The sequence below is a fragment of the Rhizobium sp. P38BS-XIX genome, assembly GCF_012641435.1.
Lineage (GTDB): Bacteria > Pseudomonadota > Alphaproteobacteria > Rhizobiales > Rhizobiaceae > Rhizobium.
This window is the reverse complement of the sequence record NZ_JABAIJ010000001.1, coordinates 1,287,030-1,310,260: the sequence shown is the minus strand read 5'-3', so window position 1 is coordinate 1,310,260 and position 23,231 is coordinate 1,287,030. Positions and strand designations below refer to the sequence as shown.

Sequence of the window (23,231 nt, the reverse complement as noted above, 5' to 3'; positions counted from 1 at the left end):
CATTTTAAAATCTGTACCCAGACAAGCAAAGGGAAGGACCAACAATGCGCGTCTATTACGATCGTGATGCCGATCTCAACCTCATCAAGTCGAAGAAGGTCGCCGTCATCGGCTACGGTTCCCAGGGCCGTGCTCACGCGCTGAACCTGAAGGACAGCGGCGCGCAGAACGTTGCGATCGCGCTCAAGGCTGGTTCGCCCACGATCAAGAAGGCTGAAGCTGATGGCTTCAAGGTCATGACCGTTGCGGAAGCTGCCGGCTGGGCCGACCTGATGATGATGGCGACCCCGGACGAACTGCAGGCCGACATCTACAAGGCCGATATCGCTCCGAACATCCGTGACGGCGCTGCAATCGCCTTCGCACACGGCCTCAACGTTCACTTCGGCCTCATCGAGCCGAAGGCTTCGGTCGACGTCGTCATGATCGCCCCGAAGGGCCCGGGCCACACGGTTCGCGGCGAATACCAGAAGGGCGGCGGCGTTCCTTGCCTCGTTGCCGTTCACCAGAACGCTTCGGGCAACGCTCTTGAACTCGCTCTCTCCTACGCCTGCGGCGTCGGCGGCGGCCGTTCGGGCATTATCGAAACCAACTTCCGCGAAGAGTGCGAAACCGACCTCTTCGGCGAACAGGTCGTTCTCTGCGGCGGTCTCGTCGAGCTCATCCGCGCTGGCTTCGAAACGCTGGTCGAAGCCGGTTACGCTCCGGAAATGGCCTATTTCGAGTGCCTGCACGAAGTGAAGCTCATCGTCGACCTGATTTATGAAGGCGGCATAGCCAACATGAACTACTCGATCTCGAACACCGCTGAATGGGGCGAATACGTTTCCGGCCCACGCATCATCACTGCCGAAACCAAGGCTGAAATGAAGCGCGTCCTCAAGGACATCCAGACCGGCAAGTTCACCTCGGACTGGATGCAGGAATACCGCTCGGGCTCTGCCCGCTTCAAGGGTATCCGCCGCCTGAACGACAGCCACCAGATCGAAGAAGTCGGCGCCAAGCTGCGTGGCATGATGCCATGGATCGGCAAGAACAAGTTGGTCGACAAGTCGGTCAACTAAGCTTTCGGCACCGCCGGGATGAAGGGCCGAGGCGAAAGCCTCGGCTTTTTTATTTTCGAGCCGTTACATAAAGCCATTTCGTCGGCTTGCCGTCGAAGCCGCCGCCATCGGCTTCGGTCATCGCTATGTCTTTCCAGCCGCCCGCGCTGAGGAGAGCCGTCAGCCATTCAACCGAAGGGTAATTGTAGTAGCGGCCGAGCGTGTCGTGCCCTTCGGCATCGCCCGCCTTGAAACTGCTATGGAAGATGCCGCCGTCTTTCAAAGCGCGCAGAATCCGGTCGAAGATACCCGGGAGGTCGGATCTCGGTACATGCAGGAGGCTGGCCTCCGCCCATATGCCGTCAAAAGCAGTGCTGGCATCGAGCGTCTCGAACCGCATGATCCGGACGGGCCTGCCGATCAGCTTCTCGGCCTCATTGGCGAGTTCTGCCGAGCCGTCCGTCGGCGTGATGTCGAAGCCGCGCGAGAGCATATAGGCGGCATCCTGGCCGGCTCCGCATCCCAGTTCCAGGATGGACGCGCCGGCGGGAAGGGCGGCCAGGAAGACGTCGAGCCGGCTCTTGGGAAGGTTGCGTTCGCGTGCCGCATAGAGGCTGGCATTGTCGGCATAGAACGATGATGTCGGATCTGTGCTCATGATCTTTTTTGGCTCGTTTACTCGGGTTGAGAGGCTCATTTCTATCAGGAAAATTGCGATTCCTCGAGGCAATGAAAACAAAATAGGTCAGCATTGTTGACTTATCTTTTATTGCGTGATCTTGTGCCGGAAAGACCAAAAATTACGAGGAAGCCCCATGTTGAATTGGGAAAATATCTTTGCGACGCGCTCGAGCCGTATGCGCGCCTCCGAAATCCGCGAGCTGCTGAAACTTTTGGAGCGCCCGGATATCATCTCTTTTGCAGGCGGTATTCCCGATCCCGCATTGTTTCCGGATGCGGAATTCAAGCAGGCTTATGCCGACATCTTCTCCGGCCCGACCGTCAACGCGGCACTGCAATATTCGGTCAGCGAAGGCTACAAGCCGCTGCGCGAATGGCTGGTTGGACAGATGGCGGCACTCGGCATTCCCTGCGAGCTCGAAAACGTCTTCATCGTTTCCGGTTCGCAGCAGGGGCTCGATTATCTTGGCAAGCTCTTCCTGTCTCCGAAGGACACGGCGCTCGTCACTGCGCCGACCTATCTCGGTGCGCTGCAGGCCTTCAATGCCTATGAGCCGACCTACGACCAGTTGACGCCGAACGGCAACCGGACGCCGGATTCCTATCGGACTGCCGCGTCGCAGGCGGGTGGCCGCGTGAAGTTTGCTTATCTCTCGGCCGATTTCGCCAACCCGACGGGCGAGACGGTCGATCTGGCAGGTCGCGAGAAGCTGCTCGATCTGGCTGACGAACTCGATATTGCCATCATCGAAGATGCTGCCTACCAATCGCTGCGCTACGACGGCGAGCCGGTGGCGCCGATCCTCGCGCTGGAAATCGCGCGTAAGGGCAACATCAACGACACGCGCACGATCTATTGCGGCAGCTTCTCCAAGACGCTCGCACCTGGCCTTCGCGTCGGCTTCGTCGTCGCCAATGCGCCTGTCATCCGCAAGCTCGTGCTGATGAAGCAGGCGGCGGATCTGCATTCCTCGACCATCAACCAGATCGCGATTCATCAGGTCGCCGAACGTGGCTTCGAGGCGCAGGTCGCCAAGGTCCGCAAGACCTATAGCCACCGTCGCGACTGTATGCTGGCGGCGCTTGCGAAATATATGCCTGACGGCACGAGCTGGACGAAGCCGCAAGGCGGCATGTTCGTCTGGGTCACGTTGCCGAAGGGGATGGATGGCGCCAAGCTGCTCGCGCGATCGCTGGAAACGGCGAAGGTCGCGTTTGTACCTGGTCAGGCATTCTTTGCCGATGGCAGTGGAGCCAATACCTTCCGTGTCAGCTTCTCCTGCGCCAACGATCAGATGATCGAGGAAGGTATCTCCCGGCTTGGCCGGTTGATTGCCGAAGAGATCGGGGCGATGGCGGCCTAAGCCGCCACGCCATAGTCTTCATTTATCCAGATGCGGGCCGATCAGCGCCAGATCGGCCTCGCTCAGCCGGTCGCTGGCCGTATTGCGCTGGTGCCAGTAGGGATACATCAGCGGCGGCAGGCTGACATCGTCGAGCCGCTTGCGCTCCTCGTCCGTCAACTTCAGCTCGGCACTGGCAAGATTGTCCTTGAACTGGGCCTTGGTGCGACCGCCGATGATGACCGAGGTCACGCCCTTGCGGCCGATCAGCCAGGCAAGAGCAACCTGCGCTGCGGAAACGCCGCGACCCTCGGCAATCTCCACCAGCGTATCGACAATATTCCAAAGGCGATTTTCATCGCGGATCGGCGGTTCCGTCCAGCCGGCGAACTGGCGCGTGCCCTCCGGCGTCGCCTGGTTGCGCCGGTGTTTGCCCGACAGCAGGCCACCCGCAATTGGGCTCCAGACGAGAATGCCAAGACCCTGATCGATACTGATCGGCACCAGTTCGTTTTCCGCGTCGCGGGCTTCCAGCGTGTAATGGATCTGCTGGCTGACGAAGCGTTCGCGCTTGTCACGCTCGCTGACGCCGAGCGCCTTCATGATGTGCCAGCCGGAAAAATTCGAGCAGCCGATGTAGCGGACCTTGCCCTGGCGAACCAGGGTGTCCAGCGCTTCCATCGTTTCTTCGAGTGGGGTCTGACCGTCCCATTCATGCAGCTGGTAGAGGTCGATCACATCGGTCTTCATGCGCTTAAGGCTTGCTTCGCAGGCCTTGATGAGGTGCTGACGCGAAGAGCCGGCATCGTTGGGGCCTGGGCCCATCGGAAAGCGAGCCTTGGTGGCGATGAGCACGCCATTCTTGCGCGGACCGCCGATGATCTCGCCAAGGATTTCTTCCGATGCGCCCTGCGAATAGACATCAGCGGTGTCGAGCAGATTGACGCCTGCATCGATGCACATGTCGACTAGCTTCTTTGCATCCTTGATGCCGAGATCGCCGACGGTTTTTGCCCAGCCGACTCCACCGAAGGTCATGGTGCCCATGGTGATGGCGGAGATTTTGAGGCCGGAACGGCCAAGCAGACGATATTCCATAGATCTATCCTCCTCGATCCCGTCTGAAATACGTGCCTCAGAAAATAGCGCGAGACGGCGATGGTCAAGGTTTAATCATCTTATGAATGCGCATGCTTTGATCAATCCAAGGCGATGCGCGTCTTGGATTGATCACGTTCAATATCCAATTGCATTCAAGATCGACACTCTAGGCAAGCAAGCCCAATTTGGGACTGCAGATCGCTCCAACAGTTTCCGGCGTTTCAGTCAGGCTCCAGCAATCGCCTTTGAGCCGCGAATTTTATCGAGCTTGTCCTGGGCGTTGCGCATGCGCGCGACTTCGGCGAGTTCCTTGGATACGACACGCCGACCGACGGGCCAGAAGGATAGACCTGCCAGCTTGAACGACTGAATGCCGAAAGGGATGCCAATGATCGTCAGGCAATTCAGAACACCGGCAATCAGATAGCCGAAAAACAACGGGATCCAAAAAAGATGGCCCAGACAATATTGGCAATGAAGCCGATCGTCCCGGTCAACGCCGTGACAGCCGTCAGTCCCTTACCGTCAAGTTCGCGAACGTGCACGACATCCTTGCCGAATGGAAAAGCGGACAATTTCGCCATCTCGATTGCGCCGCGGGATATCGGCAGGCCGATAATCGACACTGCGAAAATCAGTGCTCCGAAAAGCCAGAGAAGCGCGAGGATTGCCCCACCGAAAACAAACCAAATAATATTGCCAACAAAACGCATGCTATTGCCCACCCCCTAAACTATCTACCTCTAGTAGAATTTCCAATCATTGAAGTCAATCGGGGCCAAATGGATGCAACTAGATTGCATAACGCTGTCTGGGTAACTCGCTCTGAGCAGACACGGCGATCCAACGCGGAGGGACTTCGCCGCCACCCAGTTGTTCTCGGTATTACAAGTTGTCACAATCATGTTAAGCCGCGCGTCTAGAGAACGCTTCTAATTATCCAGACGAGGACGTTTATGAAGACCTTTGTTTCCGCCTTTGCCGGCCTTCTGGCCATCGCTCTTTTCTCCGGTAGTGCAAACGCCGCCGATCTCGTCCTTTACACCAGCCAGCCGAATGCCGATGCGCAGGCGACCGTCGATGGTTTCATGGCCGCCAATCCCGGCGTCAAGGTCGATTGGGTTCGTGACGGCACGCCGCAGATCATTGCCAAGCTGCAGGCTGAAATGCAGGCTGGCGCTCCTGTCGCCGACGTTCTGCTGATCGCCGATACCGTGACGCTCGAGCGCCTGAAGGAAGCCGGCAAGCTGCTCGCCTACAAGTCGCCGGAAGCCGCCAATTACGACGCCTCGCTTTATGACGCCGACGGTTATTACTACTCGACCAAGCTGATCACGACCGGCATCGTCTACAACACCGCAGCCGCCATGAAGCCGACGAGCTGGCAGGATCTGGTCAAGCCGGAAGCCAAGGGCCTCGTCGCAATGCCGAGCCCGCTTGCTTCGGGTGCGGCTCTCATCCACGCGCAGACGCTGGCCGGCGTCAGCAGCCTCGGCTGGGACTACTACAAGAATCTCGCCGAGAATGGTGCAATCGCTGCAGGCGGCAACGGCGCCGTGCTGAAGTCGGTCGCTTCCGGTGAAAAAGCCTATGGCATGATCGTCGACTACATGCCGATCCGCGAAAAGGCCAAGGGCGCTCCGCTGGAATTCGTCTTCCCGAAGGAAGGTGTTTCGGCCGTCACGGAGCCGGTCGGCATTCTTGCCGGCACGCAACATGCGGATGCCGCCAAGAAATTCGTCGACTACGTTCTTTCCGAAAAGGGCCAGGAAGGCTTCCTGAAGCTCGGCTATATTCCGGCTCGCAACGGCACGCCGCTGCCGGAAGGATTCCCGGCACGTGACAGCATCAAGGTTTTGCCGTTGAATGCAGCCGATGCTCTCAAGAACACGGATCAGGACCTGAAGACCTTCTCCACCTACTTCAAGTCGAAGTAATCCGACCCGGATTTGGAATGTACGGACATGTGCGTCGAGGAAACAGCCAGCCGGCCTGGCTGTTTCCTTTTGTTGTTGCCGTCGTGTTTTTGCTCAGCGTCCTGCCGCTGGCGCGGCTGGCGCTTGCCGGCATCGAAGCGCTGCTCAGGGGCGGCACCTATGAGCTGATCACCGACCCGGTGCTCTGGCGCTCAGCCTGGTACACGATCGAGACGGCGATCCTCGGCACCATCGTTTCGGTTTTGCTCGGCTGCCTTTTCGCATTTCTGCTGACGCTGACCGATCTTTCGGGCAGGGGACTGCTTGGCTTCCTCTTCGTCTTGCCGATGATGATTCCGCCGCAGGTAACGGCGCTGGCCTGGGTGCAGATGTCCGGGCCGTCGAGCCCCTTGCTGAAGGCATTGCATATCGCGCCGCCGCTCGGCTCGCCGCAGCCGCTCTATTCGATCGGCGGTATTGCGCTTCTCTACGGGGTTCAACATGCGCCGCTCGTCTATCTCGCCTTGCGTGCCGGCCTGATGGCGCTGCCGCGTGATGGTGTGGAGGCTGCGAGGCTTTCCGGCGCCTCCGGTTTGCGGGTGTTCCGCGATATCATTCTGCCTTTGTCTCTGCCTGGGGTTATCGCCGGTGCCGCGATCGCCTTCGTCTCTTCGATCGGTAATTTCGGCATTCCCGCGATCCTCGGCATCCCCGCCTCGATCTATACGCTCTCGACCCTGATCTTCACCAAGTTCTCCAATTTCGGGCCACGCACATTCGGCGATATCGCGGTGCTGTCGACGATGATCGCGGTCATCGCCGTTGCCGGCCTTGCGGTACAGGGCAGGGCCTTGAAGGGTCGTGACTATCGCGTCATCGGCATTTCCGGCGCAACTGCTGCCTTTTCGCTCGGTCGCTGGCGTTTTCTGGCGCTGCCGGTGCTTTACGCCATCTTGTTCATCATGCTTGTCGCGCCCTTCCTGGCGCTGGTTGCGGGTGCGCTGGTGCCGGCCTATGGCGTTCCACTCACCTTCAAGACGGCATCGCTGAACGCCTTCACGGAAATCCTGTTTCGGCAGAGCATAACGCGCACGGCCTTTTCCAACTCGCTCTTTCTGGCGGGGATGACGGCGCTGGGTCTCCTTCTGGTGACAGTGCTTGCGGCCTATGCGCTGACGCGGCGGAAGGACATGCTGAGCCGCATCGTAGGCGGCATGATCGAGATCCCCTATTCGCTTCCGGGCATCATCATCGCCGTCTGCTTCATTCTGGTGTTCGCGGCGCCCCTTCCGATCTTGAATGTCACGCTTTACGGGACGATCTGGATCATCCTACTTGCCTACTTCTCCGCCTATTTCGCCGTCAGCCTGAAGCCGGTCATGAGCGCCTTTCTGCAGCTCGATCCGGCATTGGAGGAGGCTGCGCGTCTTTCGGGCGCTGGCTTCTTCCGTCGTCTCACAGATATCATCGTGCCGCTGATTGCGCCGGCTGCGGGCGCATCGGTGATCCTCGTCTTCCTCATTGCCTGCAACGAATTGACTGTTTCGGCTCTGCTCTGGTCGGCGGGCACGCAGACGCTCGGCGTCGTCATCTACAACCTCGATGATGGCGGCAGCGCCGATCTTGCCTCGGCCATGTCGGTCATCGTCATCGCCATGGTCGTCATCATGATGGTGCTACTGGAAATCATGGCCAAGCGCCTGCCGAAGGGAGTGGTGCCTTGGCGAAGCTGATCCTCAATCATGTCAGCAAGGATTTCGGCACCGGAGGGCGCTCCGCTGTCAACGCTTTGTCGCTCGATGTCCGCGAGGGCGGTTTCCTGGCCCTGCTCGGTCCATCCGGCTGCGGCAAGACGACCGTGCTCAGGATGATAGCCGGCTTCGAACAGCCGACGGATGGCTCCATTCATCTCGGAGAGCGGCTGCTTGCGGATGCAGCGACCATGCTGCCGCCCGAGCGGCGCAACATGGCGATGGTGTTTCAGTCCTACGCACTCTGGCCTCACATGAACGTATCAGACAATGTGGGCTACCCATTGAAGGTGCGCGGTATCTCCGGCGAGCGTTACCGCGAGAAGGTGCGCGAGGCGCTCGCGACCGTGCGCCTTGGCGATTATGCCGAACGCAGGCCGGCCGATCTTTCCGGTGGTCAGCGCCAGCGCGTGGCGCTTGCTCGCTGCCTGGTGACATCGCCCGATGTCGTGCTGCTGGACGAGCCGCTTGCCAATCTCGACCGTCATCTGAAGAAGGAGATGGAAGAGACCTTCCGAGAGTTTCATCAGCGCTCCGGCGCCACGATGATCTATGTCACGCACGACCAGAGCGAGGCGATGGCATTGGCGACCGATGTTGCCGTCATGTCGGAAGGGCGGTTGCTGCAGGTCGCGCCACCTGCCGAGATCTATGCACGCCCGGAAGGCAGAATGGTCGGCGGACTTGTCGGGCAGGGGGCTATTCTTTCGCTGACTTTTCCCGATGGTGGAGCGCGCCGCATCGACTGGTCGGCTTTCCGTGGCATATGGGACAACCGGGCAGACGGCTCGGCGAGCGCGGATATTCTCGTACGTCCCGAGGATGTGCTTGCCGATTCGGAGGGTATTTCCTGCCGGGTCGTTTCCGTTCTCTATGAAGGTGAGCGCTATGCGATGAGGCTGTCGATGCCGGATGGTCAGATGTTGCGAGCCTATAGCCGCGACGCGGTTGCGGCCGGAGACGATTACCCGGTCGCCATCCGTTCGGCATGGCGGCTTTGATCCGGCTGGGGACAAGATGGTTGTTCCCTGCCGCCTCCTATGCTTGATTTGCTCGACGTCACGAAGGGGATTCGCGTGTGTCCGATCATAGCTTTCCGATTTTCGATCTCGGCGCTTTCGAGCTGGCCGACAACGACGAGAAAAAGCGGCTTGGCGTGGAGGTGGATCGGATATGCCGCTCTACCGGCTTTCTGGCGATCGCCAATCACGGCGTTGCGAATACCGTTATTGCCGATGTCTGGCAGAAGACGCAGACTTTCTTCGATCTGCCACCCGAGGTGAAACAGCGCGCCAAGACACTTTATCCGGGCTATCCCTACGGCTATCTTGGGCCAGGAACGGAGGCGCTTGCGAAATCGCGCAATGTCGACACGCCGCCGGACCTGAAGGAGAGCTTCAATGGCGGCCCGCTTTCCGTTCCCGCAGGCATGAGCGATCCCGAAGCGTTGGGTTTTTGCTATGCGGAAACCATCTGGCCTGAAGCTCCCGAAGGGTTTGTGGACGCTTGGAAGGCCTATTATCGGGGGATGGAGGATCTGGCGGCACGTATCATGCGCGTCTTCGCAACGGCGCTCGGTCTCGATGAACACTTCTTCGATTCTTATGTGGATGCGCCGATCAGCGCGCTGCGGGCGTTGAACTATCCGGAGCAGCATGTGCCGCCGCAACCCGGTCAGCTTCGCGCGGGCGCACATACCGATTACGGTAGTCTGACGATCCTCCTGCCTCAGCCGGGCTCGAAAGGGCTGGAGATCATCGCTCCCGATGGTAACTGGACGCCGGTGCCCCCTGTCGAGGGCGCCTTCGTCATCAATATCGGCGACTTGATGGCGCTGTGGACCAACGATCGCTGGGTTTCCACGGTGCATCGCGTTGTCAATCCGCTACCGGAGGAGGGCGGCATGCAGCGACGGCAGTCCTTGGCCTTCTTCCACCAGCCGAACTGGTTTGCCGAGATTGCCTGCCTGCCGTCGTGCCTGCAAGATGGGGAGCAGCCGAAATATGCGCCTCTTCTTTCCGGCCCCTATCTGATGGGCAAATTCAAGTCGACCGTAACAGCCAAAGCTGGATGATGTAAGCCGGCTCACTATATTCGTCATAAACTGGAATGCTTCATGTCCCTGCGCCTTGCGACATTCAACGTCGAAAACCTTCTGACCCGCTTCGATTACACCGGTTTTCGCAATCAGCTGCGGCAGGATCGCGTGCTGCAGCTGTTCGATGTGCGCAACGAGGAAGTCTATCAGCAGCTGGAAGCAGCGCGCGTGATCGCCGCAACCGACGACACCAGACAGATGACCGCGCTTGCGATCGCAGATGCCGATGCTGATATCATCTGCCTGCAGGAGGTCGACAACATGACCGCGCTGCAGGCCTTCGAATACGGCTATCTCTATCGCATGGTCGGCAATGGCTATCGCCAGAAATATCTGATCGAGGGCAATGACAGTCGCGGCATCGATGTTGCCGTGATGATGCGTGAGGAAACGCGTGACGGCCAGCCGATCGTCCTCAATGACATCAAAAGTCACGCCATGGTGACGTATGGCAGCTTGGGCCTCTTTAATGACGAGCTTGCGGCACTCGGCCACCATGCGGAAGACAAGATCTTCAAGCGCGATTGCCTGGAGCTGCATCTTCACATCGGCGGCGTGCCGTTCTCGCTCTACGTCACGCACCTGAAATCGATGGGGCCGGCGCGCGAAGGCGTGGATGGACGCCGGGCGACCATGCCGGTCCGCAGGGCCGAAGCCATGGCAATTCGGCGTATTATCGAAGGCCGTTTCGGGGCCGGTCATACGGCATCGAAGAATTTCGCGATCTGCGGGGATATGAACGATTATCAGGAATGGGTCGATGTCATCGGCACGCGCCGTACCGGCTATCGCTTCGAGCCGCGCAAGGAGCAGAATGGAAGCGCGCTCGATGTCTTCAGCCACGATGGCTTTGCCGAAAACGTCCTGCGGCGACGCGACGAATTGGACCGCTGGACGCTTTACCATGCGCGCGGGCCGCAGGAGCAGCGGCTTTGTCAGCTCGACTACATCTGGCTGTCTCCCGCGCTGGCGCGCGCCAACGCGACGCACATGCCCGACATCGTTCGTTCGGGCCAGCCGTTCCGCACTATATTCCCACCGGGGCAGGAGGTGGAGCGCTATCCGCGCGTCGGCTGGGATCGGCCGAAGGCATCCGATCATTGCCCCATTGTCATGACATTGGATTTGAAATGACCGCTTCAGAACAAAACGATACGGCCGGCTGGCCGCCGGAAGGCACCGTGTTTCCCGTTTCCAGCATCGATCTTGCGGTGCTTCCCGGCGAGCATCCTTTTCATGTGCATGAGCTCGAAGCGTCACGGCGGAATTGGGAAAAAGAGTTCGCCGCCAATCCGGCGCTTTTTGACGGCCGCATGATCTTCCAGCACCGGCTTTCGCTTGCCGACGGCATCGTCAAGGGAGAAGCCTATGTAACGCCTTTTTCGACGTTCCTCTGGTGGCGCAAACAAAGGGAGCCGGGTGGGTTCCATCTCTTCGCCTTTGCGGTTGCTGTCTCATCCGACGGAGCGATCATCGCGATCCGCATGGCGCCGCACACTGCCAATCCCGGGCAGGTCTATTGCGCGGCAGGCTCGATGGATGAAAACGACATCATGGACGGGCATTGCGATGTGGAAGGCAACATGCGGCGTGAGGTCCTCGAAGAGACAGGGCTCGATCTCAACGATGCCGTTGTCGAGCCTGGCTATTACGGCACACATGTGAACCGTTCGGTCACTCTCTTGCGGGTTTTCCACTTCCCTTGGAGCGCAGAGGATATGCTGAAGCGGATCGAAGCGCATATGCTGGTGTCTGATGAGGATGAGGTTGACGGCGCGGTTGCCATTCGATCAGCCGATCCCTCCGCGCATCACTATAGCGCGGCAATGCTGCCCATTCTTGCCTGGTTCTTCGGCAGGGGAAAATAAGCCGGGCTTGCGCTGAAGTCGCTGGCCGTTATGAATATTCAGTCTGAAGCATGGATGGAGGCCGGTTTGGCGCGTAGCTACAGTGTCTATGATGTGTTTACCGACAGCAAACTGGCTGGCAATCCGCTCGCGATCATCTTCGATGGCGAAGATTTGAGTGATGAGGCGATGCAGGCGATCGCCCGAGAGATGAATCTTTCGGAGACCGTGTTCGTGCTGCCGCCGCAAAATCCGGCGCATACGGCAACGCTTCGCATATTCACACCGGGGCGCGAACTGCCTTTTGCCGGTCATCCGACGGTCGGCACCGCCATCGCGCTCGCGGAAAAGGCGCATGCCAGCCACGGCGGCGATCTTGACCTGGTATCCGTGCTGGATGAGAGGGTTGGGCCGGTCCGTTGCGCCATCAAGTTGCGCCAAAACCGGGCGAGCTTTGCCGAGTTCGATCTGCCGAAGAAGTCGCAGCAGATTTTGTTGCCTCTGGATAAGGCTGATATCGCCAACGCACTCAGTCTCAAGATCACCGAGATCGGCTTCGAAAATCATGTGCCGTCCATCTGGAGCGCCGGCGTGCCGTTCCTTCTCGTGCCGGTGCATGACGTGGGCGCGGCCGAGCGTCTGGAATTTGACGCGCAGCTTTGGGAGAAGACCGTCCCCTTTGTCGACGGCGCGCTCGCTTCGGCCTTCATCTATTGCCGCGGTGGCGTGAACCATGTTGCCAAGTTTCATGCACGCATGTTTCCGGTCGGCATGGGGATCGTGGAAGATCCGGCGACGGGTTCAGCGGTGGCCGCGCTGTCTGGAGCGATCAATCAGTTCGACGCGCTGCCGGACGGGCATCATCCCGTTATCATCGAACAGGGCATCGAGATGGGACGCCCTTCGATGATTCACCTGCACCTTGATATCGATGATGGTCAGATCGCCAACGCCCGCATTGGCGGCCAGGCTGTCCGCATTGCCTCCGGAATTCTTGAGCTTTGATTTTTAATGGTTTTTGGCCGTCTCTGAAATTTTTTTGACAAAAAAACAAAGAAAATTCATCTGGCCGCTGGACAATCAAACCGATCCTATTTATATGCCCGGTCACGCCGCCAGCAAGCGGTACGGGTGATTAGCTCAGTTGGTAGAGCAGCTGACTCTTAATCAGCGGGTCGTAGGTTCGAGCCCTACATCACCCACCAAATTTCAAATGTTTATCGCTGATTTAGCAGGCGTTTTATAAAAACGCGGCCGCATCTTATGAATGCGTTGGTCAGGATAATCCGTTTGCTTGTCGCAAGAATTCAGCGCGCTCAAGGCATCTTTTTTGAAACTGCGGACCTTCACGTCGAAGTGGTTTGGGACTCTAATCGTCTTTCGGTGTCGTCTAGCTTCTGCTTCTTTGAATTTTGCAGGGTCTTCAGCAGTGGAGACTCAACCACATACCACGATATTGTTGTGAGAATGAGCGTCACGACAAAGCAGGTGACAACGATAAGAACCGGCGCGTATCTGAATCTGGAAAAGAATGCGCCGAATATCTCGTATTCGCTATAAACCAGTATTTTAATTACCGGATAATGCCACAAATAGAAGCCATAAGAGAGCTTCCCCAGCCAAGCAAGCACTTTGAAATCGAAAAGGTTGGTGATTGGCGCATCTGGATCAGACGCTAATTTAGCGACTATTGCTGCCGCGGCGAGGGCGGTGACGGTATACCCAACGTTAGTGGTGGCGAAGTCTATGAAATACGGGACGAGAAAACACGCCAGCAAATAGGATGCACCCATCCACCAACAATAGTCACCTATTTTTCTAACGATTTTGGCAGGTAAAAGCGCCAGCAGCGAGCCGACCAAAATTCCGTCGGAATGAGTGTCAAATCCCATGTATATGCGTGCAGAACCCACGCTACCCGGTTCCAATATCATCCGCCATGATGTGACCGCCGCTGCCAACAAAGCTATTGTTATCGCTGGATGAATTCGTCTTAATCTGAGAACGACAATGAGGACAGCTGGCCAAATCAGATAGAACTGTTCCTCAATGGAAAGCGACCAGGTGTGCGCAGTCAATTGGGCGTCATATAAATCGAAAGCTCGAACCCAATTCATGAGATAGAACATCGACGGCAAGATTTCCCAGCTGACGTTTACGGAGGGTTGAAAAATTAAACAGTAGAGCCACACGGATAGAAGAAAAATGCCCAAGGCGGGCAGTAATCGCCAGGTTCGTCGTGCGTAAAAATTCACGAATGAGATTCTTTTGTTGGAATCGAATTCGTTCTTCAAAATGTTGGTAATCAAGAAGCCACTCAGGACGAAAAATATATCTACGCCGGCACCTCCGCCATGAATGGGGGTGAGCCCAGTATGGTGAGCAAATACGACCAGAACAGATATTGCCCTGAGACCATCAACTCCCTTGATGCGATTTTTGGTTGTTTTCTCCCTCATTAAGCTCGCATAGCATGATTTTGTATTTTCTTATGTACGCGGAATGCAACGCTCGATAATGATTCACAACCTATTGTGAGATCATTCCTGACGAATGCATTCTAAAATTGTTGCGTAATGAAATGCTGATTTGAATGATTGTCTTGAATTATAAGCGGAAAATATATGCAGTTTCGCACCCACATCGGTCGAAAATTTGTCGCGAAAGATTGACGGCAAGCCCGTAATAAACAAATGCTGCCCGTCGTTGGGTCAAGTTTTCAGATCAGATAATGTCGTTAGATAACATCTCTCTTGTTCAATCGAACACTCCTGCTCGTCCAAATATGATAGCGGCGGCGAATGGCGGGAGAGAGCGTTCCCTTGACTCTTTAAGGGGCATCGCGGCGATATTGGTCTTGCTATCACACGCGACAATAGCCGGATTATATAAAGTCGACCCGATCTGGGATGAAATCAAATGGACGCCGTTGAGGATATTATGGTCTGGCCATCAAGCGGTCGTTTTGTTCTTTGTATTAAGTGGCTTCGCATTGACCAGGATGTGGGGAAGGATTGGTTTCCCGCGATATGATGCGTACCTGGCCTCAAGGATCGCTAGACTTTATCCACCATACTTAGCTTCGCTCATTCTCGCAGTTTGCACGTACCATCTTCTCAAGGCCCTTGGCGCTCATTGGGACCTTGGATGGATGAATGTTCCAAATCCAGTTTTCGGTGAGAATCTAAACATACCGGGAAACTTGCTGATGATTGGCGTATTTAATCCGTCGGAGATTAATCCACCAATTTGGTCAATCATCCATGAGATGAGAATATCGATCATTTTTCCGTTGATATATTTCTCGGTATGGCGTTTGCGAAAGGCGACTTTCCTCGTTTTTCCGATAATCTCCTTGCTCATCGCTTACGCCATATCGGGGATCATACCGCTCACACCATTACAGGCAGAACTGCTCATTAGCCTACATTATTCGACCTTTTTCGCCGCAGGATCTTTCTTGGCCTTTCATCAGGACGCAATCTCGAAAGCGTTTTCCGCGCTAAAGGGAAGGTGGCGCATACTGACTTGGGCGGTTGCGCTGCTTCTTTACGCGTATCCATTTGATAATCCGTGGACCTTAAGTCAGCGCATGATTGGTGATCTTGCTATTGGAGTTGGTTGCGTGCTGATCGTCGCCTTGGTCCTCGGATCCAACGAGGGGCGTTTACTTGCGCGGTTTAAATTTTTCGGTGAGATATCGTATAGTTTGTATCTAAACCATTATCTCGTCTTAAGCGTGGCGCTGATTTTGCTGTATGCAAGTTTCGGATCTCTCACAGTATGGGTTGTCACAGTCCCGACCGCAATTATTCTTGCTTGGATTATGAACATCTTGGTTGAAAAGCCATCAATTGCGGCATCGCGACTAGTGAGAAATGCCATTATCTCAAGAAAATCAGATGATTAAATGTTTCTGACGTAACATGATCATTTGATCTCTATGAAAACACCCGCCAATTTTCAGCTATGACAGGGTTTAAGCAGCTATGAGCTCGTTCGCTGCTGCTACCCAGTCTTGATCTTGCGGCTTCTGAATCCAAACTGCGCGAAGGGACTCGAGGAGTGAGGAGTCCTCTATAATTAATTCAGCAAGCGTAATTGGAATCAGCCAGCGTGTGATGAAAGAAAATCGCGACACCGCGGCCCATCTGAGTCGGAAGCACTGAAGCTTGCTCTCCGAAGAACATGTTTTTTCAGCGGCCTGGCTCGCTGCGAAGTTCTTGCAAGCGAAATCACAGTTTCCTCCTGCCACGGCAACGGAAATGTTTTTCCCATCAGCAATATGCAATTTGGCGTCTCTCGGTACATGAGCTGCGATTCAAATTCATATGTTCAATTAAAGGCATGTCTAATTTCAAGATATTGTGAAGATATTGTGTAGATATGATGAAGTAGTCAAAATTTTACTCCGTAAGTCCATTAATTTCTAATTTTTGACTTCAAAAAGTCATAAAGCGCAACGCTAAATGACGATGGTTGTTTTGTTTTTACGACGAGGCATCTGGAAGAATTTTAAGTAATTAATTTCCATAATATATCTTATTAAGAGGAAGAATTGCGCAGTTCCAGACGTGATTTTTTATTGAAAAGTACCGTATTGACCTTCGGTGTTTTATTTTTATTCAATGAAGAGCATAGAGATCATAGAAAAAACCATTATTTGATCAGTCCCGATCCTACGGAATCGCCGAATGAGTTTCCGGACACGCTCCCTAACAACTATTTCCGCCTTTCTTCGGCTCATGGTGTTTCTCAGAATGGGGGCTATCTTACGAATTGGGAAACAAGCGGTGGTCTTTTCCCGACGATCACAGTGAATGGAACAAACCTGGGTGTTCGTGCAGCTTCAATAGAATTTCCAGGTGGAGACCAGGGACTCGTTTACGAAGATGCGGCTATCGCTGGCTTGGACGATTTTACGATCTTCATCCTGCTTCGCCCAGACCAATCGGCTTCGGACGAATTTACCATCATTTCCAAATCGCTGGGGCCGTCCAAAGGTTTTTCGTGGCGTATCTACAATTCGCCATCCAAGGGAGTCGAATTTGCTTCGTCGATGGACGGTACTTCGGAGAATTCAGTTAACATCTGCGGGATCTATACTCCAGGCCACGAGCTTGCCGTTGTCGTTCGCAAATCCGGTGCCAGGTTGAGCCGTTGGATTAATAAGATAAAATCTGAAGATCAGGCCGTTTCCGCCATTCTTTTCGACAAAGGCGCATCGATTTGTATCGGCGGACGAGGTGGTTCTGCGTCCACCCCTGCGAACGATTCGATGCGTGGCGGCATCAAGGAAATAGGCCTGTTTAATTCCGCCATTACAGATAGGCAATGCGAGGATCTTTCTGAATTTTTGATCCGGCGCTCTGGGACAAAAACGATTCTCTCTTGGGGAAGTAATCCGCTTGATGGGAGCGATTTCCCAGTTTCGACTGGAACCATTGATACGCTTGTTGCCGCGGCAAATGGAGCGGAGCCAACTGAAGCTGATCTAAATTCCCATCGGTACCATCATCATACTCGCGTGGTTAAGCACAATAAGCGCCTCTGGATTATGTATTCTTCCGGAGGAACTAACGAGGATGCAAGTGGTCAGATGACCATAGCTAAATCATCTCTAGATGATGGTGGTTCGTTTGGCTCCCCTGTCGTCATCTGTGGGCCTCAAAGTAAGTTCGATGGTATCGGCGAGACTCACCTTAAAGATAGTAGAATTAGTTATCCACGGTGCTTCATCATAAATGAAGACAAACTCTATGCGGTCGTTGCCGTAGACCTAGTTGTAGAGAAAAATGTTGTGATCGGCGACGCACTTTTGGCCCGCGAATGCATGGACGATGGGACCGTCGGCCGTTTGGTTCGCATATCCAGCAATGTCTATAAAAATGGATCTGATACGGAAATCAATCCATACGACCCCAAGCTTGCAGCGGCAATTTTTGATGAAGCGAATTTGTTCGGGACCTGGGGTGGGTCTACGCCCGGAGAGCCGGAGTCCGCCTGGATTGGGTGGATCTATCACAATGGTGAGACATTTGCTGAGCCGGCAACACTCCGGCTGAGCGAGGGCAGGTTGCTTCGAGTTTGGAGAGCCGTATCAAGGCCGACAAAGCGCATCCACATTCAAAACTCTGAGGACAATGGTGTGACGTGGGGGCCGTTGGTGCAGACGAACATACCAGACAACCCATCCTCAGCCGCAGTCTTATTGCTTGCCGATGGTCGAATCGCTTTGGTTTTCAACCCCATTATGACGCCCGGCCGGCATGCGAGAGATCCGCTCTTGCTCGCGTTGTTTGACCCCGCAACCGGCGTCGTTCAAAATATCGTATCGGTAAGGAAAGGAGCTTCCGATATGCCCGTTTTTCCTGGATCGTTCAAAGGCGGCTCGGCGGCATATCCGGGTGTTTGGCAAGATGGTGGGATTTTATTTGTAAGTTCAAGCCATGCGAAGGAAGAGGTGTATCTAACAAAAGTGGCTATTTCTGCTGGTCTTGACCGCTCGCCAAGTGGCGGTCGAATGACCAGTTAGACTTGAGTTCGCAACGAAGGAAAATTTATCGTAACGTCATTTCAGGCGGAAAAGAAACATAGCTGGCACCGTGACAGACATAGTGAATAGAAAGAGTGACAGCCCATATTTTAGCTGTCTTATCCGCCGCGTCTTGATGCCATCCCAGTCATAGCGCATGGATATACCTCCGTTCCAGTCAATAGGAATGTAAAGGATATCGTTTGCGTGAAGCTTGCGACCAGAATCCTAACATGCTGGAAATTAAATATTCATACTATGATTTGAGGTTTGTTTGTCGATTCAATAACGACTAACGTTACGAGTTTCTATATTTTAATGAATGTATTACGAATTAAAAATTATATTGAAATCATATTTATTGCTCAATAGATCTGCGGAATCTGCGGGGAAACGTTTTTAGATTTGAAATAATAGATAGCTGTCAGTTCTATTCTAAAAGCTGCGCATGCCGTCCATCGCTCTAGAATGCTGGCGCTCGTTTAAATGACGCGCAAAGATAGCTACATGCGACGAATGCAGTAACCATAAAGGGACGAAGAGCCGCTCGCCGGCGATCGCCTCGTTTCAATCTACAGCTACGTTTTCGACTTGCGCAGGCATGCCGACTAAAAGCCAAGTATCTAATAGCCTGACCTTCAGTGCTTTCGGCGCCCACCTTCCATCAAGCTGAACACGAAGATCGCGGCCAGAAGCAGCATCAGCGTATAGTCGAAGGCGGTGAGCAGGTGGAGCAGTTCCATGATGTTTCTCCTCCCAGAGAAAACGGATCAGAACGAGAATTAGTATGTTCTTTTATTCGTTGCATGCCAAGTATTTTGCATCCTGCGGTGCAAAAACAATGTTGTGCGGGGCACAATTAAATCCTTGTTTGTAAAGCCTTATCGCGGTCATCCCGAGGCGCAAGGTTGCAGGCAGAAGCCGATATTCGTCTCAGGATCATGTTGTCAATAAAATTTATAGAGTATATCGTCATCCTATATGAATGCTGGGATTGATCGAAAGCGTCGGGCGCAAAAGTGGTCGATCCAAAGGGAGTTTGCCGTTGACGATTAGCTCTAATGCCGAGGCGCGAGACCTGCCTGTGATTGCTATAATCGGAGGTGGCGTATCGGGCGCTGCAGTTGCCTTTCATCTGCTGCAACGACGGTCTTTGGAGCCTGGTCAGCTTTTCGTCTTCGAGCCGCGCGAACGCCTTGGGGCGGGGCTCGCCTATGATACGCGCAACCCTGCACACCGCATCAATGTGCCAGCAGCGAGAATGAGCCTGCTGCCTGACGATCTCGAGCATTTTCAGCGATGGCTGCTGACGCATGACGGTATGGCCGACGACGACGCAGGGATCGCTGAGAATGGCGGTCTGTTTCCGCGTCGCGCTGTTTTCGGACACTATATCAACAGCATGATCCAACCCTTTGTCGAGGACGGTCGGCTTTCTCACATCCGGCAGCGCGTCGACCATATCTCCAGATCGGATGGGCGATGGATACTCGCAGGCGAGGCCGGACAGCGCGTACATGCAGACATTCTGGTCATCGCGACCAGTCATCCGTCGCCGCTGCCCCCGCAAGTGTTGCAACGGGCTCTGGCGGGCCATCCGCGATTTATCGCCGATCCCACCAAATCTGACGCGCTTGCTGCCGTCCGCGCTGACGACCGCATGCTTGTCGTCGGCAATGGGCTGACGTCGGCGGATGTCATCGCGTCGCTGGTATTGCGCGGGCACAGAGGACCAATCACAGCCGTATCCCGTCGGGGTCTGCGTTCTCGCGGCCATGCGCGCGTCAAACAGGAGCCGGTCGGCGATTTTGTCAGTCACCCGTCGCGAACGGCGGTGGCGCTGTTGCGGCGGGTGCGCGCTGCGATACGAGACGTCGAGGGGGAGGGCGGCAGCTGGCATGCCGTCGTCGATCAGGTGCGGATACAGGGGCGGCAGCTATGGAATGCCTTGCCGCTGGTGGAGCGCCGTCGTGTCGTCAGGCACTTGCGGCCTTTCTGGGACGTGCATCGGTTTCGTGTCGCGCCCCAGGTCGAGGATGCGAGCGAGAGAGCGATCGATGACGGTCGTCTTGAGATATTGGCCGCTTCAATAAGCTCCGTTGAGGCTGCAGGCGGCTTGATTAACTGCAATTTTCGCCTCGGTCGCTCCGATCGCAGACTTGAGCGGCAATTCGATGCTGTTGTCGTGACCACAGGCCCAGGGCATCGCGGCATTCTGCAGTCTCAGGGCTGGATCGAGGCCATGGCGAAGGCCGGATGTCTCGCCATGGATCCCACGGGGCTCGGGTTGGCCTGCGACATGCAATCACGCGCGCTGGATGCGGCTGGCGCTATCGTGCCTGCATTGTTCATATCCGGCCCCTTGGCGCGTGGCACGTTCGGAGAGCTCATGGGGCTGCCCGAGGTGATCGAGCACGCCGTTCTTGTTGCCGAACAGCTGGCCGGGGCGATCGTCAAAGGCGGGAAAGAGGTTCAGGGCGGACATTTGGCCACGAATGCTGCTTAAATCCAAGAAAATCCGCAAAATCGTTGCTTACGCGATACATCTGCCTAAATTTACTCATATAAACTATACAATTTGTGAGTTACTGTCTTGTTCGTCCTGGATGGCGGGGTTACTTCCGCAACCTATGATGACAAGATCGGCCGGTTGAGTCTTTGTTTTAAACCAAGCCGAATTTCCACCAATCGACTTTGCAGTAAAGCGGACGGCGATGCTTACGAAAAAAGGAAAATACGGATTGAAGGCGCTGGTGGATCTGGCTCGCCTGGCGCCCGGTGAAACCGCATTCATCAACGATATTGCCCAGCGCAACAACATTCCGAAGAAGTTCCTCGACACGATCCTGCTCGAACTGCGCAATGCCGGCGTGCTTCGCTCCAAGAAGGGGCCGGGCGGCGGTTATTCTCTGTCGCGGCCGGCTTCCGATATCCGCATCGGCCATGTCATCCGCACGCTGGATGGCCCGCTGGCACCGATCCGCTGCGCCAGCCGCACGGCTTACGAAGCCTGCGACGACTGTTCGGATCCGGAGCGCTGTCAGGTGCGGCGCTCCATGACGGAGGTCCGCGATGCCATTGCCGAAATTCTCGACAACATGACGCTGGAACAGTTTGTGGCCGGTGGTGCAGGGATCGAGATCCAGGAACAGGAAGACTATAGGGCTTCGCACCTCGGCTGACGGTTCTCGTTGCTCCGTCACAAGCCGCCTGTCGGCTTGACGCTGTTGAGATGATAATTGCCGACCAAACTGTATTTGCGTCCGGCAGGATCTTGCAGCGTATGCATGCGGGCATTGCGCCAATGGCGGTCGAGATTGAGGCCGATGCGCGCTGACGACGCTCCGGCGAGTTCAAACAGAGCATTGGTCGCTTCCATCGCAATCTCCGCAGTTATGGTCTGCGCTGCTGCGACGGAAAGAGCCGCATCGATGACGTGATCTTCCGTGAGATTGATTTGAGCCGCGTCGATCTTGCTGCCGGCGCGCTCGATCATGGCGGTAGCGGCTTCGATACGGATCGCCACTTCGCCGATCCTGGTGATGATCAACGGATCATCCGTAGGGCGGTTGTCCGTATCCGTCGCGGCGTGAGCACGGACAAACTCCATGGCCGCCGCCAGCGCGGATCGCGCAATGCCAAGATTGATGCCGGCATGGGTAAGCTGGCTTACGCTGTCGACAATGGCATTCTGTTCAAGTTTCTCATGATGCACGAGCAAGGTATCTGCATTCAGATAGACATCGTGGAGAATCGTCGTGCCATTGCCTGATGTGCGCTGACCAAAACCATCCCAATCGTCGATGATCTGAACGCCTTCCATCGTCCTGGGAATAACCGCAGCGATGATCTTCTTCTGGTCGTCGGGTGCAAATACTGCCATCCAGTCGCAAAACACGACGCTGGCCGACTGAATACTGCGACCGTTGAGGCGATATCCCGGGCCATCCTTTTTCAGGCGCAGATTATCCTGATCACTCACGCCGGGACCGGTTGCAGGAAACACGCCGCCAAAACGATCGCCAGCGATGGCTCTCGCAAAGAAAGCGGCCTTCTGTTCGTCGTTGCCGCCAAGGCGCACGGCCTCAAGAACATGGAAATGCGTTTGCGGGATCTGGGCGATGGACGGGTCGGCTTCTGCGAGAATGGCAACGACTTCGGTCAACACAGAATTTGAAATATCGATGCCTCCATGCTCGGAAGGCACGGAAATCCCCAGCAGGCCCGATTGGGAGAGCTGCTCGATTTCGTCGTAGGGCAGGATGCGGTTGATATCGCGATCGCTTGCCTGCGCCGCAAAGTCAGAGGCCATGGATCGCGCGATTTCAAGCGCTTCCTCTTCGCTTTGAATGCGATGGGCCGGCGGCCTGACGCGTTCGTGCAACTGCGAAACCGTCCCCATTCGTCGCTCCTCGGCCTATGCCAAATCAGTCCTTCGGGCAGGGCAAATCAGCAACAGCCTAATTTCTATAGATGCGGTGTACAATGCATTTTCCACGCGTTTTCGCGCGACTGCCCGCCATGATAATCGCCGGATAGACAAATTGTAAGTGAGCCGCCGTGTTTGGTAGTGACAGCCCAGAGATCCGTTTTCACGTGATGATAGTTGATCAGTTCCAACGCTTTGCAGGGGCTTTGGGTTTGCCTCGGCATATTCTGGCGGAACGTATCCTGAGGAAGGCCGTCGCAAGAAAGCACTTGCTAGCGGCGTGTTTTCGCGCTTTCATATACGACTAAATAAGTAGACAATGGCAATAACCCTGCTGCCTCATGACATTTTTGACGGGTAGTCATGCGTTCAGCCAATTGCAGGCATCCGGCCTCGGATCGGATTTGGACCTGCGTGTCGCGTCCCTCGTTCACAGCGGAAATGAAATCGGATCGAGCGGATGCGCCGAATTTTGAGAACCGATGCG

At 55.4% G+C, this 23,231-nt stretch carries 19 protein-coding genes and 1 tRNA gene; 14 read left to right on the top strand and 6 right to left on the bottom strand.

The window, feature by feature from the left end:
* The first annotated feature begins 44 nt into the window (after window positions 1-44).
* Window positions 45-1,064, top strand: a complete 1,020-nt coding sequence (ilvC, locus tag HGP17_RS06325; RefSeq protein ID WP_168806952.1) for a ketol-acid reductoisomerase — start codon at window positions 45-47, stop codon at window positions 1,062-1,064.
* Between the two features lie 49 nt (window positions 1,065-1,113).
* Here ilvC and HGP17_RS06320 read toward each other — a convergent pair whose 3' ends face one another.
* Window positions 1,114-1,701, bottom strand: a complete 588-nt coding sequence (locus HGP17_RS06320) for a class I SAM-dependent methyltransferase (protein WP_168806950.1) — start codon at window positions 1,699-1,701, stop codon at window positions 1,114-1,116.
* A gap of 157 nt (window positions 1,702-1,858) precedes the next feature.
* Between HGP17_RS06320 and HGP17_RS06315 the strand changes: the two genes are divergently transcribed.
* Window positions 1,859-3,088, top strand: coding sequence for a PLP-dependent aminotransferase family protein (locus HGP17_RS06315; protein WP_168806948.1), 1,230 nt, complete (start codon window positions 1,859-1,861; stop codon window positions 3,086-3,088).
* An 18-nt stretch (window positions 3,089-3,106) separates the two neighbouring features.
* On the opposite strand, the gene HGP17_RS06310 is transcribed toward HGP17_RS06315, so the two are convergent.
* The 3 genes from HGP17_RS06310 to HGP17_RS33505 form a co-directional block, all read right to left on the bottom strand.
* Window positions 3,107-4,165, bottom strand: a complete 1,059-nt coding sequence (locus HGP17_RS06310) for an aldo/keto reductase (protein ID WP_168806947.1) — start codon at window positions 4,163-4,165, stop codon at window positions 3,107-3,109.
* Between the two features lie 228 nt (window positions 4,166-4,393).
* On the bottom strand, window positions 4,394-4,606 hold the full coding sequence (locus HGP17_RS33510) for a YccF domain-containing protein (protein WP_246703958.1): 213 nt from the start codon (window positions 4,604-4,606) through the stop codon (window positions 4,394-4,396).
* A complete protein-coding gene (locus HGP17_RS33505; RefSeq protein ID WP_246703957.1) occupies window positions 4,588-4,881 on the bottom strand; it encodes a YccF domain-containing protein in 294 nt (97 codons plus the stop codon). Before HGP17_RS33505 ends, HGP17_RS33510 begins: the two co-directional genes overlap by 19 nt.
* A gap of 243 nt (window positions 4,882-5,124) precedes the next feature.
* Between HGP17_RS33505 and HGP17_RS06300 the strand changes: the two genes are divergently transcribed.
* From HGP17_RS06300 to HGP17_RS06265, 8 genes are all read left to right on the top strand, one after another.
* On the top strand, window positions 5,125-6,105 hold the full coding sequence (locus HGP17_RS06300) for an ABC transporter substrate-binding protein (RefSeq protein ID WP_168806945.1): 981 nt from the start codon (window positions 5,125-5,127) through the stop codon (window positions 6,103-6,105).
* A 17-nt stretch (window positions 6,106-6,122) separates the two neighbouring features.
* On the top strand, window positions 6,123-7,817 hold the full coding sequence (locus HGP17_RS06295) for an iron ABC transporter permease (protein WP_168806943.1): 1,695 nt from the start codon (window positions 6,123-6,125) through the stop codon (window positions 7,815-7,817).
* The gene (locus HGP17_RS06290; protein WP_168806941.1) at window positions 7,805-8,836 is read left to right on the top strand and encodes an ABC transporter ATP-binding protein; all 1,032 of its coding nucleotides are present in this window, start codon (window positions 7,805-7,807) and stop codon (window positions 8,834-8,836) included. Before HGP17_RS06295 ends, HGP17_RS06290 begins: the two co-directional genes overlap by 13 nt.
* 77 nt (window positions 8,837-8,913) lie before the next feature.
* Window positions 8,914-9,909, top strand: a complete 996-nt coding sequence (locus HGP17_RS33990) for an isopenicillin N synthase family oxygenase (protein ID WP_168806939.1) — start codon at window positions 8,914-8,916, stop codon at window positions 9,907-9,909.
* 42 nt (window positions 9,910-9,951) lie between these two features.
* Complete coding sequence (locus HGP17_RS06280; protein ID WP_168806938.1) at window positions 9,952-11,067, top strand: endonuclease/exonuclease/phosphatase family protein; 1,116 nt, start codon at window positions 9,952-9,954, stop codon at window positions 11,065-11,067.
* Window positions 11,064-11,801, top strand: a complete 738-nt coding sequence (locus HGP17_RS06275; protein ID WP_168806937.1) for an NUDIX hydrolase — start codon at window positions 11,064-11,066, stop codon at window positions 11,799-11,801. Before HGP17_RS06280 ends, HGP17_RS06275 begins: the two co-directional genes overlap by 4 nt.
* Before the next feature lie 66 nt (window positions 11,802-11,867).
* Window positions 11,868-12,785, top strand: a complete 918-nt coding sequence (locus HGP17_RS06270) for a PhzF family phenazine biosynthesis protein (RefSeq protein ID WP_168806936.1) — start codon at window positions 11,868-11,870, stop codon at window positions 12,783-12,785.
* A 124-nt stretch (window positions 12,786-12,909) separates the two neighbouring features.
* Window positions 12,910-12,985: transfer RNA gene (locus HGP17_RS06265), tRNA-Lys, on the top strand.
* A 141-nt stretch (window positions 12,986-13,126) separates the two neighbouring features.
* On the opposite strand, the gene HGP17_RS06260 is transcribed toward HGP17_RS06265, so the two are convergent.
* Window positions 13,127-14,239 carry an acyltransferase gene (locus tag HGP17_RS06260; RefSeq protein ID WP_168806935.1) on the bottom strand — a complete coding sequence of 371 codons (1,113 nt, stop codon included), beginning with the start codon at window positions 14,237-14,239 and terminating at the stop codon, window positions 13,127-13,129.
* A 272-nt stretch (window positions 14,240-14,511) separates the two neighbouring features.
* Between HGP17_RS06260 and HGP17_RS06255 the strand changes: the two genes are divergently transcribed.
* The 4 genes from HGP17_RS06255 to HGP17_RS06240 all read left to right on the top strand — a co-directional run bounded on the left by HGP17_RS06255 (window position 14,512) and on the right by HGP17_RS06240 (window position 21,497).
* A complete protein-coding gene (locus HGP17_RS06255) occupies window positions 14,512-15,690 on the top strand; it encodes an acyltransferase (protein ID WP_168806934.1) in 1,179 nt (392 codons plus the stop codon).
* Window positions 15,691-16,338: 648 nt separating this feature from the next.
* Window positions 16,339-18,315, top strand: coding sequence for an exo-alpha-sialidase (locus tag HGP17_RS06250; protein ID WP_168806933.1), 1,977 nt, complete (start codon window positions 16,339-16,341; stop codon window positions 18,313-18,315).
* 1,045 nt (window positions 18,316-19,360) lie between these two features.
* Window positions 19,361-20,821, top strand: coding sequence for an FAD/NAD(P)-binding protein (locus HGP17_RS06245; protein ID WP_168806932.1), 1,461 nt, complete (start codon window positions 19,361-19,363; stop codon window positions 20,819-20,821).
* Between the two features lie 208 nt (window positions 20,822-21,029).
* Window positions 21,030-21,497, top strand: a complete 468-nt coding sequence (locus HGP17_RS06240) for an Rrf2 family transcriptional regulator (protein ID WP_168806931.1) — start codon at window positions 21,030-21,032, stop codon at window positions 21,495-21,497.
* A gap of 17 nt (window positions 21,498-21,514) precedes the next feature.
* Here the strand turns inward: HGP17_RS06240 and HGP17_RS06235 are convergent, their stop codons facing one another.
* A complete protein-coding gene (locus HGP17_RS06235; RefSeq protein ID WP_168806930.1) occupies window positions 21,515-22,717 on the bottom strand; it encodes an SfnB family sulfur acquisition oxidoreductase in 1,203 nt (400 codons plus the stop codon).
* Window positions 22,718-23,231 lie beyond the last annotated feature (514 nt).

Bases quoted from the DNA above. Each gene is read 5' to 3' on its own strand.
- ilvC (WP_168806952.1), top strand. From the start codon at position 45: ATGCGCGTCTATTACGATCGTGATGCCGATCTCAACCTCATCAAGTCG.
- HGP17_RS06320 (WP_168806950.1), bottom strand. From the start codon at position 1,701: ATGAGCACAGATCCGACATCATCGTTCTATGCCGACAATGCCAGCCTC.
- HGP17_RS06315 (WP_168806948.1), top strand. From the start codon at position 1,859: ATGTTGAATTGGGAAAATATCTTTGCGACGCGCTCGAGCCGTATGCGC.
- HGP17_RS06310 (WP_168806947.1), bottom strand. From the start codon at position 4,165: ATGGAATATCGTCTGCTTGGCCGTTCCGGCCTCAAAATCTCCGCCATC.
- HGP17_RS33505 (WP_246703957.1), bottom strand. From the start codon at position 4,881: ATGCGTTTTGTTGGCAATATTATTTGGTTTGTTTTCGGTGGGGCAATC.
- HGP17_RS06300 (WP_168806945.1), top strand. From the start codon at position 5,125: ATGAAGACCTTTGTTTCCGCCTTTGCCGGCCTTCTGGCCATCGCTCTT.
- HGP17_RS06295 (WP_168806943.1), top strand. From the start codon at position 6,123: ATGTACGGACATGTGCGTCGAGGAAACAGCCAGCCGGCCTGGCTGTTT.
- HGP17_RS06280 (WP_168806938.1), top strand. From the start codon at position 9,952: ATGTCCCTGCGCCTTGCGACATTCAACGTCGAAAACCTTCTGACCCGC.
- HGP17_RS06275 (WP_168806937.1), top strand. From the start codon at position 11,064: ATGACCGCTTCAGAACAAAACGATACGGCCGGCTGGCCGCCGGAAGGC.
- HGP17_RS06260 (WP_168806935.1), bottom strand. From the start codon at position 14,239: ATGAGGGAGAAAACAACCAAAAATCGCATCAAGGGAGTTGATGGTCTC.
- HGP17_RS06255 (WP_168806934.1), top strand. From the start codon at position 14,512: ATGTCGTTAGATAACATCTCTCTTGTTCAATCGAACACTCCTGCTCGT.
- HGP17_RS06240 (WP_168806931.1), top strand. From the start codon at position 21,030: ATGCTTACGAAAAAAGGAAAATACGGATTGAAGGCGCTGGTGGATCTG.
- HGP17_RS06235 (WP_168806930.1), bottom strand. From the start codon at position 22,717: ATGGGGACGGTTTCGCAGTTGCACGAACGCGTCAGGCCGCCGGCCCAT.